The 17,561-nt window shown below is 61.3% G+C and carries 17 protein-coding genes; 5 read left to right on the top strand and 12 right to left on the bottom strand.

Annotated features, from left to right (window positions below; genetic code table 11):
• Positions 1-37: 37 nt before the first annotated feature.
• The 5 genes from QKW60_RS14870 to QKW60_RS14850 form a co-directional block, all read right to left on the bottom strand.
• Positions 38-1,378 carry an FMN-binding glutamate synthase family protein gene (locus tag QKW60_RS14870; RefSeq protein WP_282369819.1) on the bottom strand — a complete coding sequence of 447 codons (1,341 nt, stop codon included), beginning with the start codon at positions 1,376-1,378 and terminating at the stop codon, positions 38-40.
• Positions 1,379-1,388: 10 nt separating this feature from the next.
• Positions 1,389-2,072 (bottom strand): GXGXG domain-containing protein, encoded by a 684-nt coding sequence (locus tag QKW60_RS14865; RefSeq protein WP_282369817.1) that lies wholly within the window; start codon positions 2,070-2,072, stop codon positions 1,389-1,391.
• Positions 2,073-2,074: 2 nt separating this feature from the next.
• On the bottom strand, positions 2,075-2,971 hold the full coding sequence (locus tag QKW60_RS14860; protein ID WP_282369816.1) for a class II glutamine amidotransferase: 897 nt from the start codon (positions 2,969-2,971) through the stop codon (positions 2,075-2,077).
• A 125-nt stretch (positions 2,972-3,096) separates the two neighbouring features.
• Positions 3,097-3,312: a hypothetical protein gene (locus tag QKW60_RS14855; protein WP_282369815.1), complete on the bottom strand. Its 216-nt coding sequence runs from the start codon at positions 3,310-3,312 to the stop codon at positions 3,097-3,099.
• Between the two features lie 12 nt (positions 3,313-3,324).
• On the bottom strand, positions 3,325-4,695 hold the full coding sequence (locus QKW60_RS14850; protein WP_282369814.1) for an ammonium transporter: 1,371 nt from the start codon (positions 4,693-4,695) through the stop codon (positions 3,325-3,327).
• A 375-nt stretch (positions 4,696-5,070) separates the two neighbouring features.
• Between QKW60_RS14850 and QKW60_RS14845 the strand changes: the two genes are divergently transcribed.
• From QKW60_RS14845 to QKW60_RS14830, 4 genes are all read left to right on the top strand, one after another.
• Positions 5,071-6,210 (top strand): aminomethyl transferase family protein, encoded by a 1,140-nt coding sequence (locus QKW60_RS14845; RefSeq protein WP_282369813.1) that lies wholly within the window; start codon positions 5,071-5,073, stop codon positions 6,208-6,210.
• A gap of 72 nt (positions 6,211-6,282) precedes the next feature.
• Positions 6,283-6,891, top strand: coding sequence for a dimethylamine monooxygenase subunit DmmA (gene dmmA, locus QKW60_RS14840; RefSeq protein WP_282369812.1), 609 nt, complete (start codon positions 6,283-6,285; stop codon positions 6,889-6,891).
• Positions 6,888-7,853: a PDR/VanB family oxidoreductase gene (locus QKW60_RS14835; RefSeq protein ID WP_282369811.1), complete on the top strand. Its 966-nt coding sequence runs from the start codon at positions 6,888-6,890 to the stop codon at positions 7,851-7,853. The genes dmmA and QKW60_RS14835 overlap by 4 nt, the downstream gene beginning before the upstream one ends.
• 11 nt (positions 7,854-7,864) lie before the next feature.
• The gene (locus tag QKW60_RS14830; protein ID WP_282369810.1) at positions 7,865-8,905 is read left to right on the top strand and encodes a heme-dependent oxidative N-demethylase family protein; all 1,041 of its coding nucleotides are present in this window, start codon (positions 7,865-7,867) and stop codon (positions 8,903-8,905) included.
• A 3-nt stretch (positions 8,906-8,908) separates the two neighbouring features.
• Here QKW60_RS14830 and QKW60_RS14825 read toward each other — a convergent pair whose 3' ends face one another.
• The gene (locus QKW60_RS14825) at positions 8,909-9,538 is read right to left on the bottom strand and encodes a helix-turn-helix domain-containing protein (protein ID WP_282369809.1); all 630 of its coding nucleotides are present in this window, start codon (positions 9,536-9,538) and stop codon (positions 8,909-8,911) included.
• Between the two features lie 127 nt (positions 9,539-9,665).
• Between QKW60_RS14825 and QKW60_RS14820 the strand changes: the two genes are divergently transcribed.
• Entirely contained in the window at positions 9,666-10,673 is a 1,008-nt protein-coding gene (locus tag QKW60_RS14820; RefSeq protein WP_282369808.1) for a GlxA family transcriptional regulator, read from the top strand.
• 4 nt (positions 10,674-10,677) lie between these two features.
• Here the strand turns inward: QKW60_RS14820 and QKW60_RS14815 are convergent, their stop codons facing one another.
• The 6 genes from QKW60_RS14815 to ribA form a co-directional block, all read right to left on the bottom strand.
• The gene (locus tag QKW60_RS14815) at positions 10,678-11,244 is read right to left on the bottom strand and encodes a sarcosine oxidase subunit gamma (protein WP_282369807.1); all 567 of its coding nucleotides are present in this window, start codon (positions 11,242-11,244) and stop codon (positions 10,678-10,680) included.
• A complete protein-coding gene (locus QKW60_RS14810; RefSeq protein ID WP_282369805.1) occupies positions 11,237-14,188 on the bottom strand; it encodes a sarcosine oxidase subunit alpha family protein in 2,952 nt (983 codons plus the stop codon). Before QKW60_RS14810 ends, QKW60_RS14815 begins: the two co-directional genes overlap by 8 nt.
• Entirely contained in the window at positions 14,185-14,472 is a 288-nt protein-coding gene (locus QKW60_RS14805) for a sarcosine oxidase subunit delta (RefSeq protein ID WP_282369804.1), read from the bottom strand. Before QKW60_RS14805 ends, QKW60_RS14810 begins: the two co-directional genes overlap by 4 nt.
• A gap of 13 nt (positions 14,473-14,485) precedes the next feature.
• Positions 14,486-15,739, bottom strand: a complete 1,254-nt coding sequence (locus tag QKW60_RS14800) for a sarcosine oxidase subunit beta family protein (RefSeq protein WP_282369803.1) — start codon at positions 15,737-15,739, stop codon at positions 14,486-14,488.
• Positions 15,740-15,890: 151 nt separating this feature from the next.
• Positions 15,891-16,400, bottom strand: coding sequence for a L,D-transpeptidase family protein (locus tag QKW60_RS14795; RefSeq protein WP_282369802.1), 510 nt, complete (start codon positions 16,398-16,400; stop codon positions 15,891-15,893).
• Complete coding sequence (gene ribA / locus QKW60_RS14790) at positions 16,397-17,485, bottom strand: GTP cyclohydrolase II (protein ID WP_282369800.1); 1,089 nt, start codon at positions 17,483-17,485, stop codon at positions 16,397-16,399. Before ribA ends, QKW60_RS14795 begins: the two co-directional genes overlap by 4 nt.
• Positions 17,486-17,561 lie beyond the last annotated feature (76 nt).

Here is a 17,561-nt window from a genome sequence, read left to right as displayed (position 1 = left end):
CGCGACCCTTGTGGATCGCGCCCGCAATTCGAATCGTTCAGAAACCGCCTTTTCCGGGGTACCAGTCGGTCCCGGCAAGGGGGACACGGGCCATTGCCGCCGCCTCCATCGTGATGGCGCAAAGGTCTTCCGGCTCCAGATTGTGCAGATGGTTCTTGCCACAGGCCCGCGCGATAGTCTGCGCCTCAAGTGTCAGCACCTTCAGGTAGTTCTTCAGCCGCCGACCGCCTTCGATCGGGTCGAAGCGGGCCATCAGTTCAGGGTCCTGCGTGGTGATGCCCGCCGGGTCCTTGCCTTCGTGCCAGTCGTCATAGGCGCCGGTAGTGGTGCCAAGCTTGCGGTATTCCTCTTCCCAGTGCGGGTCGTTGTCGCCAAGCGCGATCAGTGCAGCCGTGCCGATGGCCACCGCGTCCGCGCCCAAAGCCATGGCCTTCGCCACATCAGCCCCGGTACGGATACCGCCCGAGACAATGAGCTGCACCTTGCGGTGCATGCCAAGGTCCTGCAGCGCCTTCACCGCGCCGTGGATACAAGCGAGGATCGGCAGGCCGACATGTTCGATGAAGACGTCCTGCGTCGCCGCCGTACCGCCCTGCATCCCGTCCAGCACCACGACATCGGCCCCGGCCTTCACCGCAAGCGCGGTATCGTAGTAGGGTCGCGTGCCGCCGATCTTGATATAGACGGGCACTTTCCAGCCGGTGATCTCACGCAGTTCAAGGATCTTGATTTCCAGATCATCCGGTCCGGTCCAGTCCGGATGCCGACAAGCCGACCGCTGGTCGATCCCTTTCGGCAGGTTGCGCATCTGCGCGACCCGATCGGAGATTTTCTGGCCCAGCAACATACCCCCGCCACCGGGTTTCGCGCCCTGACCGACCACGACCTCAATCGCGTCGGCCTTACGAAGATCGTCAGGGTTCATCCCGTAGCGCGAAGGCAGATATTGATAGACGAGTTTCGAGGAATGCCCACGTTCCTCGGGCGTCATGCCGCCATCGCCGGTCGTCGTGGATGTACCCGCCGCCGACGCGCCTCTGCCCAAAGCCTCTTTGGCCGGGCCAGAAAGCGCACCGAATGACATACCCGCGATGGTCACCGGGATATCAAGCTCAATCGGGTTCTGTGCGAACCTCGTGCCCAGCGTCACATTCGTTCCGCATTTCTCGCGGTAGCCTTCCAGCGGATAGCGGCTGATCGAGGCCCCGAGAAACAGCAGGTCGTCGAAATGCGGCACCCGCCGTTTCGCGCCACCGCCCCTGATATCGTAGATACCCGTCGCTGCCGCACGGCGGATTTCGGAGTTGATTTCGTTCGAGAAGGTCCAGGACTGGCGCGGCACCGTCTGTGGGATCTTGCGATCAATTTTATCTTTCATTGCCATGTCCTTAGTAGGCCGACGCGTTGTCGACGTCGAAGTTGTAAAGCTTGCGGGCCGAGCCGTAGCGCTTGAACTCTTCAGGCTTTGCATCGATCCCGGCACGATCGAGCAGGTCGCGCAGAATCTCCAGATGTTCGGGCCGCATCTCTTTTTCGATGCAATCGGCGCCAAGGCTTTTTACGGTGCCACGCACGAAAAGCCGCGCCTCGTAGAGCGAGTCGCCCAAAGCATCGCCAGCATTGCCGCAGACGACAAGGTTGCCGGATTGCGCCATGAAGGCCGACATATGTCCGATATTTCCCTGCACGACGATGTCGATGCCCTTCATCGATATGCCACAGCGGGATGAGGCGTTGCCCTTGATCACCAGGAGGCCGCCATGCCCGGTGGCCCCTGCATATTGGCTGGCGTCACCTTCGATGATCACGGTGCCGGACATCATGTTCTCGGCCACGCCTGGCCCCGCCGAGCCGTGGATGCGGATCGTCGCCTGCTTGTTCATGCCACCGCAGTAGTAGCCGGTGGAGCCTTTCACGGTTACGTCGATCGGTGCATCCAGCCCGACGGCCAGCGCATGGCTGCCCTTTGCATTGACGATTTCCCAGGCGGTCTGGTTGGTATCGGCGCTCTGCGCCTGAAGCGTTGCGTTAAGATCGCGCAGCCCCGTGGCCTCAAGGTCGATTGTCTGCATGTTCAGTGGTTCCAGAAATATACGGTTGCGGGCTCCGGCTCCCAGACCCTTGCGGTCTCGATGCCGGGAAGGTTCACCAGCGCCCGGTATTCCGAGCCGAAGGCGACATATTGATCGGTCTCGGCCATGACGGCCGGTTTGCAGGCGATGGGATCGCGCACCACGCCGAACCCGTCCTTGGTGCCGACGACGAAGGTGAAGAACCCGTCGAGATCGTCGAGGCTGCTTTCCAGCGCCTCGCCCAGCGTGGCACCTTCGCGCATCTTCCATGTCAGGTAGGCGGCGCCGACTTCGGTGTCGTTCATCGTCTCGGTCAGGATGCCCTCGCGGGCAAGCTGACGGCGTAGACTGTTATGGTTGGAGAGCGAACCGTTATGGACAAGGCACTGATCCGACCCGGTGGAAAAGGGATGCGCGCCCATCGTAGTGACGGCGGATTCGGTCGCCATGCGGGTATGGCCGATGCCATGCGTGCCGCTCATCTTCGCGACGTCGAAGCGGGAGGCCACATCCTTGGGCAGGCCGACCTCCTTATAAATCTCCATCGTATCGCCGGTGCTCATCACCCGCGTGTCGGGGCGAAGCGTCTTCAGCGCCTCGCGCGCCTCGGCAATCTTTTCGGCGGGCATCTCTAGAACCGTATGGGTGTCCTTGTCGCGCTGCGCGACCTTGGTGCCGATGGCTTTCCCAAGCTCAGCGGCCAGCCCTTTGAAATCCGCGTCCGGGTTCGGCGACTGCACCGTCAGCTTGGAATTCCCGTCCGCATCCGTGCCGTAAATCGCGATCCCGGCACTGTCCGGCCCACGATCCGTCATCGTGATCAGCATATCGGTGAGAAGCGCGCCGAGCTGCGGTTCAAGTGCTTTGTCTTTGAGGAATAATCCGACGATTCCGCACATGTTTTGATTCCCTTCTGAGTGCCTCGAAAAGCTAGCAGGAAGTTTTCAGCCTATCAACTATGAAGAAACAAATATTCACGTCAGAATATCCGGGCGGGCTGTGAACCCGCCCGGAAAGGGAACGGTCAGTACCGTTCCAACATTTTAGCAACCTTCTCGGCATCGCCCATCTTGCGGGCTTCATCCAAGTGCTTGCCTTCGCGGACATACTGAACGCGATGCCAGCCAATCCAGAACACCAGACCTAGGATAAACATGAACGTTTCAGTGCCCTGGAAGGGATAGACCGCGCCAACCTCGGCAAGATCCACTGCCCAGCTATCGTAACCAATCGTAGACATGATGCGCTCTCCTTATGCTTTGACGCGGGACGCAAGATGCGCCTTGTCGGCCTCGATGATCGTGTGCACGGCATCCTCGTAGGCGTGATGCTCGGCGTAATCGAGACCTTGCAGTTCCACCTCTTCGGGGATGCGCAGCACGCCTGCGGCGGCCTGCATCTTGGCCAGAACCCAGCCGGGCAGGAAGCCCAGAAGGCCGAACATGATCGCCGCGCCAATGGTGTTGCCGATCGGATTGATCGTCGCATACCCTTCATAGGGTGAGGACGGCGCGCCCCAAAGAAGGAAGCCCGCAAGGATCAGGCCGATGACGCCGGAATAACCGTGCACCGCGACCGCGCCCACTGCATCGTCCAGCTTGAACTTGCGCTCAACCCAGTAGTGCAGCTTGTAGACGATCACGACACCGACCGCGCCAACAAGCATGGCCTGGATCGGGTGGTAAAGGTCATTCCCGGCCGACGCCGTGATGACCCCTGCAAGACCGCCCGAGAAGGTCCAGAACGCATCGCCTTTGGATACGATATAGGCTGCCATCAATCCGCCCGACAAGGACATCAGGAAGTTGAAGGTGATGGCCGACAATGTCGTCGGTGCCAGATAGATGTTCGTCGCCGTCCAGGTAGTCCCGACGATCTGGCCATCGATCACTTCAGGCGCAATGATCGGCACGTTGCAGGCCGCGTAGAAGCCCCAGAACCCGGTATAGATCAGGAAGAGACCGATGGTCAGCATCCACGGGTTATGCGGCGGGATATCGCGCGGTGTACCGTCGGCGGCGAACTTGCCGATCCGCGGCCCCAGTACCATGATCACGCCCAGCGCATAGCCGCCCGCGATGGCATGGATGACGCCGGATGCATAGGCATCGTGATAGCCCAGAACCTTGACCATCCAGCCGTCCCAGTGCCAGCCCCAGGCGGCGTCGATGATCCACCAGACCGAACCGATCATCACCGCATGCAGCCAAAGGGCGCTGGAGCGGATGCGCTCGATCACCGAACCCGAGACGATGGAGGCCGCAGTCCAGGAAAACAGCAGGAAGGCTGCCCAGAAGACGCCGGTGATACGGTCGCCAAGATGGGTGCCCATGTTTTCGGACCACGGTGCATAGGGGGCGCCGGCCTCCCATCCGATACCGCCCATGCCTGGGAAGGCATTGGGGAAGGCCCAATAGATCCACCAGCCAAAGAAGAAGAATGTGACCGTGACCAAGGGAATGATCATCACGTTCTTCATCAGCGTGTGCATATGGTTACGCCGGCGGCTCGCGCCGACCTCATACATGCAGAAGCCCACATGGATGAGAAACATGAATACGACAGTTACCCAGTAATAGAACTCGGTGAACACTGTCGTCAGTGCGTTTAGATTTCCGTCCACTTTCATTCTCCCCGTTCGCTGCAGTGGTTATTGTTTCCGGACATTGAACATGCAGGCGGGCAATCAAGTCAACAATTATTCCTTTGATGAAATTTTCAGCACTTCCCCGTTGGGTTCAAAGAGGATTGCACAACAATGTGCAGGGCTGTTGTGTCTGAGAATGTAGATATCCTCGTGGGAAACTTTTTTTCTTGACTGGGCGCATGGGATACAGCCATCCTGCCTTTCAAAGAGCGCTTGCCTTCAAGAATTCGGGCCATCGCCCGGCAAAATTCTTCGCTGCCAAACGGGGGATTCGCGACAGAATACCGACGAAAAGCCAGGTCACACCGAGAACTGGCATCCACAATCTGAAGACGCATCAGGGAGATACAAATGACAGCATCATGGAGGTTTTCGGCGCTTGCCGACCGTCACCGCGCGCTCGGCTCGGACCTTGAGGACTGGAGTGGAATGGGTACGGCGTGGTCCTACAGCAAGGGTGACCCGGAACAGGAATATCTGGCGATCCGCACCAAGGCAGGCCTGATGGATGTCTCGGGCCTGAAGAAGGTGCACATCACCGGTCCCGCCGCCAGCCACGTCATCGACCGCGCGACGACTCGCAATGTTGAAAAGATCATGCCGGGCCGGTCAGTCTATGCCACGATGCTGAATGACGCAGGCAAGTTTGTCGACGATTGCGTCATCTACCGGATGGGTCCCAACAGCTGGATGGTCGTTCACGGTTCAGGCAGCGCGCATGAGCAACTGACCATGGCCGCGACCGGCCGCGATGTCTCCATCCGCTTCGATGACAACCTGCACGACCTTTCGTTGCAGGGGCCGTTGGCGGTGGACTATCTGCAAAAGCATGTCGAGGGCATTCGTAACCTCAACTACTTCAGCCATATGCAGACTTCTCTGTTCGGCTTCCCGGTCATGATCTCACGCACCGGCTATACCGGCGAGCGTGGATATGAGCTTTTCTGCCGGGGGCAGGACGCCCCGACGATCTGGGACCGCATCCTGGAGGAAGGCGCGTCGATGGGGATCATCCCCTGCCGCTTCACGACGCTCGACCTTCTCAGGACCGAAAGCTACCTTCTGTTCTTCCCCTACGACAATTCCGAGATGTATCCGTTCGAGGATGAGGGCCCCGGCGATACGCTGTGGGAACTTGGGCTCGACTTCACCGTCTCGCCGGGCAAGACCGGCTTCCGGGGCGCGGAGGAGCATTACCGGCTGAAAGGCAAGGAACGCTTCAAGATCTGGGGGCTGAAGCTCGACGGTACCGGTGCGCCGGGCAATGGCGCGCCGGTCTTCCGAGGCGACAAGCAGGTCGGCGTCGTCACGCAGGCGATGTATTCTTCGCTCAATAAGCACAATATCGCCATCGCACGGGTACCCGTGGACTGCGCCAACAACGGCACAAAGCTGACCGTCCGCTGCGACACACATGGCGAGATCGCGGCCACGACCCATTCGATGCCGTTCTACGACGTCGAAAAGAAGCGCCGTACCGTCAAGGGCTGACTTCGAACGAAAGGGGCTGCCCTTCGTGGCCCCTTTCTCCATGACGACGCAAGACAGGAAGACATCCGCGATATGTCCAAGTTCAATTTTCCTGATTCGATTACCAGTAGGCCCGTCTACGGAACGCTGGAACCGCGACCCGGCAAGTCACATCTGATGATCGCCGATGCCGAGGGGGCAGAGGCACTACTGGATCTGGCAAAGGCCGATCCTGGCGTGATGGCCAAGGCGCATGTGATCTACATCCCCAAGGGAACAGGCACAAAATATTCCGACCAGCTCGCCGCGCTGAAACCCGCGATCCTGCACATTAGCCCAAGTTATGGTTCCTCCGTCCAACGCTTCCAGCGCATTCTTTCGGACGCACATATGGGCTTGCAGATTTACCTTGCGGGGACCGAGGGCCTGATGGGTCAGGCGATGCAGGAAGCCGTCAGCGCCGGGATCCCACATTCGGCGATCCAGACCGAACATCGCGGATCCGTCGCGCGGCGCATGCAATGCGTCCACTGCAAGGGCATCACCGAAGACGTGATGACCGATCCCTTCGTCTGTTCGCATTGCGGGCTGAACCTCTTCGTCCGCGATCATTATTCCCGCCGTCTGGCCGCGTTTCAGGGCGTCTGCATCGACGCCGAGGATCCCGGCGAGGTGCCCGAACCGGTGGAGCTGTACAAATGAGCGCCGGAACCGAAAAGATCGCCGTGACCGTCACCGATGTGGTCGAGGTCAACGACCTGGTGAAACGCTTCCGCTTTGTCCGCACCGATGGCGGGCCGCTGCCGACCTTCTCGGGCGGCGCCCATACCGTCGTCGAGATGAAGGACGGCGATATCACCCGCTTGAACCCCTATTCGCTGATGTCCGACCCGCGCGACCAGAGCGCCTATACGATCTCGGTCCGGCGCGACGATCAGGGGCGGGGTGGGTCACTTTTCATGCACCGGAACGTGAAGCCCGGCGACAAGATGGTGCTGAGCTATCCGGTCAACCTCTTCTCGCTCGACCTGCGTGCGAAAAAGCATCTGATGCTGGCGGGCGGTATCGGCATCACGCCGTTCCTGGCCCAGATCAAGCAGCTTTCGGCGATGAACGGTCGGTTTGAGTTGCATTATTCGGTGCGGACGAAGGCGCTGGGGTCCTATATCGATGAGCTGACCGAAAAGCACCCCGAACACGTCCATATCTATTACGACGACCAGAAGCAGGCGATCGACCTTGAGCATCTGCTGGACGGCCAGCCCTTGGGCACGCATGTCTATGTCTGTGGTCCGAAGGGCATGATCAACTGGGTGCTGGATACCGCCAGGCGTTTGGGCTGGCCGGATGAGGCCGTGCATTCCGAGGAATTCCTCGCCCCGCAATCAGGCAAGCCGTTCGAGGTCTATCTCGCCCAGTCGAAAAAGACCGTGAAAGTCGGCGAACATCAAAGCCTGCTGGAAGCCATTGAGGCGGCGGGCGTCGATGCGCCTTATCTCTGCCGTGGCGGTGCCTGCGGGCAGTGCGAAACCGATGTGCTGGAACATGACGGCACCTTCATTCACCGCGACCACTGGCTGGAGGACGACCAGCGCAAGGGCTGCGGCAAGATCATGCCCTGCGTCAGCCGCTTCGAGGGCAAGAAACTGGTCCTGGACCGCTAGGAGACTGGGAAATGAGCATCCAATTCCGCGACGAGACGTTCCGCGACACCTACACGTTCCGCAATTCCGAATGGGCGATCCGGCGCTTTCCGTTCCCGTTCCACGAAGACAGCTACATGTATTCGGTGAACATGGAACCGCATAAGGGCGGGCGCGAAGGCTCGGTCTATGAAAACCGTTTCGATGTCGACGAACACTATGTCTCGGAGATGAAAGACCGGGCCATCGTTCTGGCCGAAGACCCTTTGCGCTGCCAGTCGCTGCCGCATATGACGCTGGCGGGCTGGGACCTGCTGGAACTGATCATGGTCGCGAAGTCTGAGGACTACCCGGACCTCTTCGAACTTCACCGCGATGGCAACAACTGGCACTGGATCAACAAGCCCATGGGCATTGACCAGAAATTCGTCTTCATGGACGAAACCACGCTGCCCTACGGGCCGATGGAATACATCACCCGCCAGACCCAGGGTGATTTCGCGGTGCTGGATCAGCGCGACGACAATCTGTGGATGGATGCCGGTATGGTGACGACGCAGGCCGACTGGTCGCTCGATTTCGACATCGGCATGAACTTTTTCGAATGGCACGCGCCAGTGCCGCTCGCCCATGAAATGGGTGTGTTCAAACGGGCGCTGAAATTCCTTCTCAACATCCAGCAAGGCGCGCCCGCGCGGCGGCTGAACTGGACCATGACGGTCAACCCGCTGCTGGATACGAGCCCTGAGAACTATCACAAATGGGGTATCCAGAAGACCACGCTGACGCCGGAGAACTGCGGTGAAAAACAGCATCTGCGGGTCGAGTTGCAGACCTTCTTCCGCCTGCCGCGCTCGAACGCGCTGGTCTTCCCGATCCGCTGCTACCTGATCCGGCTGGAAGACCTCGTGACCGTGCCGAAATGGGGCCGCCGCCTGCACCGGGTGATCCGCGATCTGCCCGAAGAACTTGCAACCTATAAGGGGTTCATCCGCAACCGGCCGATAATCGTCGACTATCTGTCGAAATTCGACGACGGCTCACCGACCTCGCCCGGCGTTTGGCCGGACTGACCGCTATTTACCGGGCGAGTAGGAGATGATCGAAAGGTACCGTGCAGGCAGTTTGACCAGAACCTCCGGACCGTGCGGTGCATCGGCATCGAAAAACAGCGTATCGCCCGGTTTAAGCGGATAAACGTGCTTTCCGTGCCGATAATCGACCTCTCCTTCGAGCATGTACAGCATCTCGATGCCTTCATGCTGGAAAGTGGGAAAGACATCAGCGTCGGAACTGAGCGTGATGAGGTAGGGCTCCACGATCACGCCAGTCGAGTTTGACCCGAGATGGCCGAGTAGGTTGTACTGGTGTCCGGCCCGTGTGCCGCGCCGTTCGATCTCGACGCCTTCGCCAGATTTGGTATGAATAGCATGATGCACATCTTCAAACTGACGGAAGAATGCAGTGATTGGCACGCTCATTGCATGAGCCAATGCCTGAAGCGTGGACAGGGACGGCGACGTGTTGCCATTTTCGATCTTGGAAAGCATTCCGACCGACAGCCCGGTACGCTTGGACAACTCAGCCACGGTTATGCCAGCCTGATGACGAAACGCCCTGACTTCGCGGCCAATAGCCACTTCCAGAATATTCTCACGCTCTTCCCGTACACGGTGGGGGTCCTGATCCAAAAGTGCCGCACTCATATCCCGCCTCGCAAAATCATCTCTGCCTGTCCTTCAGAACGCGCCGCCGACCACTTCGATAGCGTGTCGCCGTCCTGGTTGACAAAATCCCCAATGATCCGGCGTGTTTCCTGATAGTATAAATCCTATGAAGCAAATTCAACACGTCACGACCGTCGGCCTGCTCGTCTTCCCGGGTTTTCCGATGTCGTGCCTGACGTCAATGATCGAACCGCTGCGGGCCGCGAACGAGATCGTCGGGCACCAGGCCTTTGCATGGAGAATCCTCTCCGAGAATGGCGAACGGGTGGAATCGAGCGCGGCCGTCGGCTTTGATCCCGGTTATTCCCTGGCCGAAGCGGACGGCATCGATTATCTGTTCCTGCTCAGCGGTCCGGCAACGAACTTCGCCGACCGGAAAACTGCGGAAGGGAAATTGCGTCGGCTCGCGCGGCACGGCGTGGCGATGGGTGGAGTCAGCGGCGGCGTCTTCCCACTGGCCCGCGCGGGTCTCTTGGATGACCATGAATGTTCGGTTCACTGGTGCTACGAAGCAGCGTTCGCTGCGGAGTTTCCGGCCATCGCGATGCGGGACGATGTCATCGTCTTCGATCGCAACCGGTACACGGTGTCGGGTGCCGCCGCTGCCTTTGATCTGATGTTATATTTCATCGAGGAACGACTGGGAAGTGAGGCAGCAACAGAGGTCGCGTGCTGGTTTCAACACCCCCTCGTCCGCGGTCGGGGTGTGCGCCAGAAAATACCGACCTATCGCCGTGACAGCACTGAGGATTCCCTGCCAGGCTCGGTCGCAAAAGCCGTTGAAATCCTCTCGTCGAGAATCTCGGAGCCGGTCGGCATCGAGGATGTCGCGCGCGAGGCCGGGGTTTCGACACGGCAGCTTGAAAGACAGTTCAAAAAGGCGACCGGGCAAAGTCCGTCCCACTACTATCGCTCGCTGCGTATGAAGGCCGCGCGGCAACTGGTTCTGTTTTCCAAACAGAACCTGACGCATATCGCATTGGCCGTCGGCTATGAAACCGTCGTACCCCTGCTACGCCATTACAGGCAGGAATTCGGCGTCAGCCCGAATGAGGACCGCGCCCAGATCAACCGCCTTCGGGTGGAAGAAGGCCGTCCCTTGCCGACGATATAGGTGCTCAGGCGATACTTCGGGCCGCTACGGAAAGCGCGTGATGCATTGATGCCGCTGAAGACCTCGGGCAGATCACGGTGAAAGATTCACCAGTTACCCGGCAAAGGACGAAACAGCCGAGATGCTCGATGGAGGTTCGTGTGGCATCGCCCGCCTTCATACGGCGGGACGGGACCGGACAGAGACGTTCCAGCATATCAACCACATCAGATCCATCCACGTCGAATTGCGCCCAGCCATCGGTCTGTTCGGTGATCGAGGCGGCATCGCCGAGGCCAGCCTTGACGATCGGGGCGATATCCTCGTGGCTGACGAAGGGCGCAGTCACCATCCATTGACCGGGACCGGTCCAGAATGCGGCCCAGTCACCTTTGGACTCCATCCGTCCGGGTTCCGGCAGGGCGAAGCCAAAGAGCTTTTTCGCTGCCTTCGCGACATCGCCGTCGCGACCCATCCGGGTGGCGAGAGACGCCATGGCACGATCCGGTTTCTCGGCGATGGTGATGCCGCCGATGCGGTCCTCGCGGGCGTTTGCGCCGCCAAGCGGCGTGATGGCTGCCAGATTATGCACGGAGACGTTCTCCTTCCGGGTCGACGAAATGGGCGCTGACCACTTCGACTTCGACCTCTTCATTGGCGACCGGGTTCACCGCGCGCAGGATCTCTCCCTTGCGGTTTGCACCGTTCTTGAGAAAGCCGAGCCCGACCGTATGTCCGAGATTCGGCGAATAGGCGACCGAAGTCATGTAGCCCTGATCGTTGGCGGCATTGGCCGCATCGCCCTTGTTGATGAAATGCGATCCGGCAACGAAAGCCCGGCTGCGGTCGACGGGGCGGAAACCCACGAGGTTCAGCGCGTCGTCGCGGGTCAGCCCCTCGCGTTCGGAGAGCGTGGAGCCGATCGAGTCCTTCTTTTTCGACACCATTCCGCCCATGCCGAGGTTCAGCGCCGTCGTCGTGCCGTTCAGCTCATTGCCCGCTGCGTGTCCTTTTTCGATCCGCATGACGCCCAGCGCCTCGGTCCCGTAAACCACCGCGTCGAACTCGCGGCCCGCCTCCACCATCGCCCGGATCAGACCGTCGCCGTAGCGCGTCGGCACGGCAATTTCATAGGCAAGTTCGCCCGAGAACGAGATGCGGAAGAGCCGCGCGCGGAGACCGCCGCAAACCGTGATCTCGCCGCAGGCCATGTAGGGGAAGGCCTCGTTCGAGATGTCATGCTCGGCATCGACGATCTTCTGCAGAAGCTTGCGGGCATTCGGGCCCGCGACCGATAACTGCGCCCAGGCCTCGGTCGTTGAGATGATCTGCACGTCGAGATCGGGCCAGAGGCATTGACGGCAGAACTCCATGTGGCGGTAGACGCTGACGGCATTCGCGGTCGTGGTCGTGGTGACGAAATGATCCTCGGCCAGACGGGCGGTGGTGCCGTCATCCATGACCATCCCGTCCTCGCGCAGCATCAGCCCGTAACGGACCTTGCCGACGGCGAGCTTGCCGAAGGCGTTGGCGTAGATGCGGTTGAGGAATTCGGCCGCATCGGTGCCCTGCACGTCGATCTTGCCGAGCGTCGTCACATCGCAGATGCCGACCGATTGCCGCGTTGCCAGAACCTCGCGGTCAACCGATTGGCGCCAGTGGGTTTCGCCAGGCTTAGGGAACCACTGGGCACGTTTCCACATGCCGACTTCAACAAAGACCGCGCCCTGTTCGGCGGCCCATACATGGCTGGGCGTCAGCCGCACGGGGCGGAAATCGGCTCCCGCCGAGCGGCCCGCGAATGCCGCGATGGGCACGGGCGTGTAGGGCGGACGGAAGATCGTGGTGCCGGTTTCCGGGATCGATTTTCCCGTCATCTCGGCCATGATCGCAAGCCCGCCCATATTCGCAGTCTTGCCCTGATCAGTCGCCATGCCGAGCGTGGTGTAACGCTTCAGATGCTCGACTGAACGATAGCCTTCCTGATGGGCGAGCTTCACGTCCTTCACGGTCACATCGTTCTGCTGGTCGATCCAGGCTCGGCTCGCGCCTTTCACGTACCAGAAGGGCGACAGGTTGACCGGCGCATCCTCGGCCGGCGGCAGGTCGGCTGCCTTCGCCTTGAACCCCAGATCAGCCAGCGACCGGACGGCACCCTCGGCACCGGTGGCAAGGGCTGCGGCGGTCGAGAATGTGCCATTCGCAGCCCCGGCAACGCTCATGCCCACCGGGTTCGTGCCGGGAACGAAGGCGGCCAGCGCCTCGTTCCAGACCGGGATGCCGCGCTGGTGACAGGTCAGATGCACATTCGGGTTCCAGCCGCCAGACACGCCCAGCGCACCACAGGCGATCTGCCGCGTCTGGCCACCAGCCAAACGCACCGTGATCGACGTCAGGCCCAGCCGCCCCTTGCAGTCGATGACCTCGGCCCCGGCCAGAAGCTCGCAATCCGCCATGCGCGGCGCGTCGGCGCGCGTATCAATAACCGCAGCCACGCGGACGCCCTTGGCCAGAAGGTCGGTCGCCGTGCGGTGGCCGTCATCATTGTTGGTGAAGATCGCGACTTGCCGGTCGGGAACGGCGGCCCAGCGGTTGGCAAAGGCCCGCAGCGATCCGGCCAGCATGATACCGGGACGGTCATTGTTGTCGAAGGCGATGGGCCGTTCGGTCGCGCCTGCACACAGCAGGCTGCGTTTGGTATAGATCCGCCAAAGAGTCTGGCGCGGTTTGCCGCTGGCGGGCACAGCGACATGATCCGACACCCGCTCCAACGCGCCATAGATCCCGTGATCGAAGGCGCCGAGAATCGTGGTGCGTGGCATCAGCCGCACATTGGGCAGGTTGGCGAGTTCGGCCACCGTGGCCGAGGCCCAGTCCGCGCCGGAAGCGTCGCCGAGGGTGAAGGTCTCGGCATTGAGACGCCCACCCAGTGCGAAATCCTCATCGGCGAGGATGACGTCGGCCCCTGCCCGGCCTGCCGTCAGCGCGGCGGCAAGGCCTGCGGGCCCCGCGCCGATGATCAGAAGGTCACAATGCAGGAAGCCCTTGTCATAGGTATCCGGGTCGACCTCCATCGACAGGCTGCCGAGGCCCGCGGCACGTCGAATGATCGGCTCGTAGAGCTTTTCCCAAAAAGCTTTCGGCCACATGAAGGTCTTGTAGTAGAAGCCTGCGGCCAAGAAGGGCGACAGCTTGTCGTTGACCCCCATCGCGTCGAAGGCGAGCGACGGCCAGCGGTTCTGGCTTTTGGCTTCCAGCCCGTCGAAAAGTTCGGCAACGGTGGCCCGCGTGTTTGGTTCCTGCCGCGCGCCGGTGCGCAGTTCGACCAGCGCGTTCGGCTCTTCCGAGCCCGAGCTCAGCAGGCCGCGCGGGCGGTGGTATTTGAACGACCGCCCCATCAGCCGCACGCCGTTGGCCAGAAGCGCCGAGGCGAGCGTATCGCCGGGATGGCCCTGATAGCTCTTGCCGTCAAAGGTGAAGTTGAGCGATTTCGCGCGATCGATCTGACCGCCGCTGATCCGGTTGATCTGGCTCATTTGCCGCGTCCCCTTGCCCGGGCCACATCGCGGGCCAGTTCGACATTGGTAATCTCATGCGTGAGCGTATTGCGGGTCACGACGAGCCAGGACCGGTCGCCCTGTTCGTGGAACCACAATTCGCGGTGTTCGCCTGCCGGGTTCTCACGTTCGTAAAGATAGTCATAGAACCGGTCCACGGCGTCCTCGGCCTGCCAGTCGGGCCGGTCGATCAGGCTCGCATCGCCGAGATAGGTAAATTCCTGGCTGTCGCGGGGACCCAGAAGTGGGTGATTGATGATCATCTGTCAGACCCTATCAATGCAGGTTGGGCTGCGCGCCCATACCCTTTTCGTCGATCATCAGCCCCTTGCGGAACCGGTCGAAACGATAGGCTTTTGCGGTGTCGTGCGGCGTGTCGGTTGCCAGAAGATGGGCAAAGCACCAGCCCGATGCAGGCGTCGCCTTGAAGCCGCCGTAACACCAGCCACCGTTGAAATAGAGACCGTCGGTATCCGTGCGGTCGATGATCGGCGAGCCGTCCATCGACATGTCCATGATCCCGCCCCACATGCGCAACAGACGCGCACGGCCGATCATCGGCATCAGGCTCATGCCGCCTTCGCAGACATCCTCCACCACCGGCAGGTTGCCGCGCTGGGCATAGGAGTTATAGCCGTCGATATCGCCGCCGAAGACAAGGCCACCCTTGTCGGACTGGCTGACATAGAAGTGCCCGGCCCCATAGGTGATGACGCCCGGAATGACCGGCTTCAGCCCTTCGGTGACGAAGGCCTGCAAAACATGGCTTTCGATCGGCAGGCGATTGATCCCCGCCATCGCCATGACCCGGCCCGAAGACCCCGCCACCGCGCAACCGACCTTGCCCGCGCCGATGAACCCGCGCGATGTCTCGACCCCCGTGACCTTGCCATTCTCGATGCGAAAACCGGTGACCTCGCAGTTCTGGATGATATCGACACCGCGCATATCGGCACCACGGGCGTATCCCCAAGCCACCGCATCATGACGCACCGTGCCGCCGCGCGGCTGCAGAAGGCCGCCTTTGATCGGAAAGCGCGCGCTGTCGAAATTGAGGAAGGGCACCATCTTGCGCACCCCCTCGGCATCCAGCAGTTCGGAATCGACGCCGTTCAGCCGCATCGCATTGGCCCGCCGCCGGTAGGCATCGCGCTGCGCATCCGTGTGGCAGAGGTTCAGAACCCCGCGCTGGCTGACCATGGCGTTGAAGTTGAAATCCTGCTCCAGCCCTTCCCAGAGCTTCATTGAGAACTCGTAGAAGGGCTCGTTGCCATCCAGAAGGTAGTTCGACCGGATGATCGTGGTGTTGCGGCCCACATTGCCACCGCCGATCCAGCCCTTCTCCAGCACAGCGATGCGCGCCTTGCCGAATTCCTTGGCCAGATAATAGGCCGTGGCAAGCCCGTGCCCACCGCCGCCGATGATGACGATGTCATAACGGTCCTGCGGTTCCGGATCGCGCCAGGCTGGTTTCCAGCCCTTGTGGCCGGTCAGCGCCTCTTTGATAACCTTGAAGCCCGAATAGTGCATGTCGTCCCCTGCGCTACATGCTTGCTAAATGCCCCATCGGTACCCGATCGGGCTATGACAGCTTCGGACATCCTTTCATTGGATTCCGACACGCGCCGGTCAGACGTCACGAATTTCGCGCAGTCCCGGGCTTGGAAGGGGTGCCGAAGGGTCAGTCTCGAGGTGCCACGATGACCCGCGTACCGGGTGCCGCGTGGCGGGCAATGAAGAAGAGGTCGGCGCGTGCAAAGGCAAGGCAACCTGCCGTCGGATAGCCCGGTCGGCGCCAGCCGTGGATGAAGATGGCCGAACCCTTGCCGGGCACCGCATCGGGCCAGTTCCAGTCCAAGGGCAGGATCAGATCGTAAAGCGGATCGGCGCGGCGGAGGCGTTCGGCGCTTTTGCCGAAGGGTTTGCGGGTCAGGTGATTGTAGTCGGGATGGCCGGAGAGGTCGCACCAGCGGTCCTCCAGATGGATCGGCCGGGCCCAGGGCGGCAGCGCAGTCGCGGCAATCCGATCGGCGCGGTAAAGAAGACCGATGATCCGGTGGATGCCGGCAGGGGTTGCGCCGTCTCCTTCGCGCTTGTCGGTGCTGATGCCACCACGACCAATCGAGACCGGGAAGGTCCGGCCCATGAATCGCAGGCCGGTCGGCGTCAGGACAAGGTCGGACGGACTCATAACAGGTGGCCGGACTTCCGCGCTTTGGTGGCGAGGTAACCTTCGTTATGCCTTGTGCGGCCGACCTTAAGGGGCACGCGTTCGGCAACCGTAATGCCGTTCGCCTCCATCATGCGGATCTTGGCGGGGTTGTTGGTCAGAAGTCGGACGGCGCCGAAACCCATCTTCTTCAGAAGCGCCGCGCCAAGCCGGAAATCGCGTTCGTCATCCTCGAAACCCAGCCGGTGATTGGCCTCGACCGTGTCGAACCCCTGATCCTGTAATGAATAGGCCCGCATCTTGTTGGCAAGACCAATGCCGCGGCCTTCCTGATTGAGGTAGAGGAGAACGCCAGCCCCTTCCGCCCCCATCTGGCCAAGGGCGGCCCGTAGCTGCGGACCGCAATCGCATTTCAGACTGCCCAGCAAATCACCGGTGAAACAGGCTGAATGCAGCCGCGCCAGAACCGGCTTGTCGCGCGGGGGCTGGCCGATTTCGATCGCGTAGTGTTCCTCGCCGCCATCCTCAGGACGGAAGACATGCAGCCGCCCGGCCTCTGCCGCCTCCATTGGCAGACGGGCATGGATAACGGGATGCAGCGCACTTGCACGCGCGATCTCAGGGGCCGCCTTGTCCCAATCGATGAGCGTCAGGCCCTCAGCAGCGGCGATCCCGGCGGGATCGGGTACGGGTACGAGCAGCGCGGCGGGAAGAAGTCGCGCGGATTTGGCCAACTGAATCGCCGCGCGGGCAAGGGTCGGATCGCCTTCGCGCACCGATAGAAATGGTCCCTTCATCGGCGAACGCAAATCGTCGGCCGGATCGGCGATGGCCGTCACCCAGGCCGGCGTCGCATCGCCGGGCACCGTCAGCCTGGCGATATCGCCATCATAGGCGCGGGCCTTCAGCGTCTCGGCCCGCCGTGACGTGATCGCAATGATGGTCGGCCCAAGCGCCGAAAGGGCCGCAAACCGCGCCGGAACCAGCGCCTCCGCGGCCAGCGCCAGCACAGCATCGCCGCCCGCACGCAGCACCACCGGCACGCCCATGCGCAGATCGGCGCGGGCGCGGTTCAGGCGTTCGACGATATCGGGGCCAAGCTGCATGTTACATTCCGCGCTGTCAGTTGCACTCCTAGATAGTCCGATGCGACATAAATTGAAACATTTCCCGCCCTTGCGA

The organism is Albidovulum aestuarii (genome assembly GCF_029961185.1).
Lineage (GTDB): Bacteria > Pseudomonadota > Alphaproteobacteria > Rhodobacterales > Rhodobacteraceae > Albidovulum > Albidovulum aestuarii.
This window is presented reverse-complemented; position numbering and strand designations above follow the sequence as displayed.

What these genes read in the sequence shown, in the direction of transcription:
- QKW60_RS14825 (WP_282369809.1), bottom strand. Translation starts at nt 9,538, where the DNA reads ATGAGTGCGGCACTTTTGGATCAGGACCCCCACCGTGTACGGGAAGAG.
- QKW60_RS14835 (WP_282369811.1), top strand. Translation starts at nt 6,888, where the DNA reads ATGAGCGCCGGAACCGAAAAGATCGCCGTGACCGTCACCGATGTGGTC.
- QKW60_RS14820 (WP_282369808.1), top strand. Translation starts at nt 9,666, where the DNA reads ATGAAGCAAATTCAACACGTCACGACCGTCGGCCTGCTCGTCTTCCCG.
- ribA (WP_282369800.1), bottom strand. Translation starts at nt 17,485, where the DNA reads ATGCAGCTTGGCCCCGATATCGTCGAACGCCTGAACCGCGCCCGCGCC.
- QKW60_RS14865 (WP_282369817.1), bottom strand. Translation starts at nt 2,072, where the DNA reads ATGCAGACAATCGACCTTGAGGCCACGGGGCTGCGCGATCTTAACGCA.
- QKW60_RS14870 (WP_282369819.1), bottom strand. Translation starts at nt 1,378, where the DNA reads ATGAAAGATAAAATTGATCGCAAGATCCCACAGACGGTGCCGCGCCAG.
- QKW60_RS14855 (WP_282369815.1), bottom strand. Translation starts at nt 3,312, where the DNA reads ATGTCTACGATTGGTTACGATAGCTGGGCAGTGGATCTTGCCGAGGTT.
- QKW60_RS14830 (WP_282369810.1), top strand. Translation starts at nt 7,865, where the DNA reads ATGAGCATCCAATTCCGCGACGAGACGTTCCGCGACACCTACACGTTC.
- QKW60_RS14795 (WP_282369802.1), bottom strand. Translation starts at nt 16,400, where the DNA reads ATGAGTCCGTCCGACCTTGTCCTGACGCCGACCGGCCTGCGATTCATG.
- dmmA (WP_282369812.1), top strand. Translation starts at nt 6,283, where the DNA reads ATGTCCAAGTTCAATTTTCCTGATTCGATTACCAGTAGGCCCGTCTAC.
- QKW60_RS14805 (WP_282369804.1), bottom strand. Translation starts at nt 14,472, where the DNA reads ATGATCATCAATCACCCACTTCTGGGTCCCCGCGACAGCCAGGAATTT.
- QKW60_RS14810 (WP_282369805.1), bottom strand. Translation starts at nt 14,188, where the DNA reads ATGAGCCAGATCAACCGGATCAGCGGCGGTCAGATCGATCGCGCGAAA.
- QKW60_RS14860 (WP_282369816.1), bottom strand. Translation starts at nt 2,971, where the DNA reads ATGTGCGGAATCGTCGGATTATTCCTCAAAGACAAAGCACTTGAACCG.
- QKW60_RS14845 (WP_282369813.1), top strand. Translation starts at nt 5,071, where the DNA reads ATGACAGCATCATGGAGGTTTTCGGCGCTTGCCGACCGTCACCGCGCG.
- QKW60_RS14800 (WP_282369803.1), bottom strand. Translation starts at nt 15,739, where the DNA reads ATGCACTATTCGGGCTTCAAGGTTATCAAAGAGGCGCTGACCGGCCAC.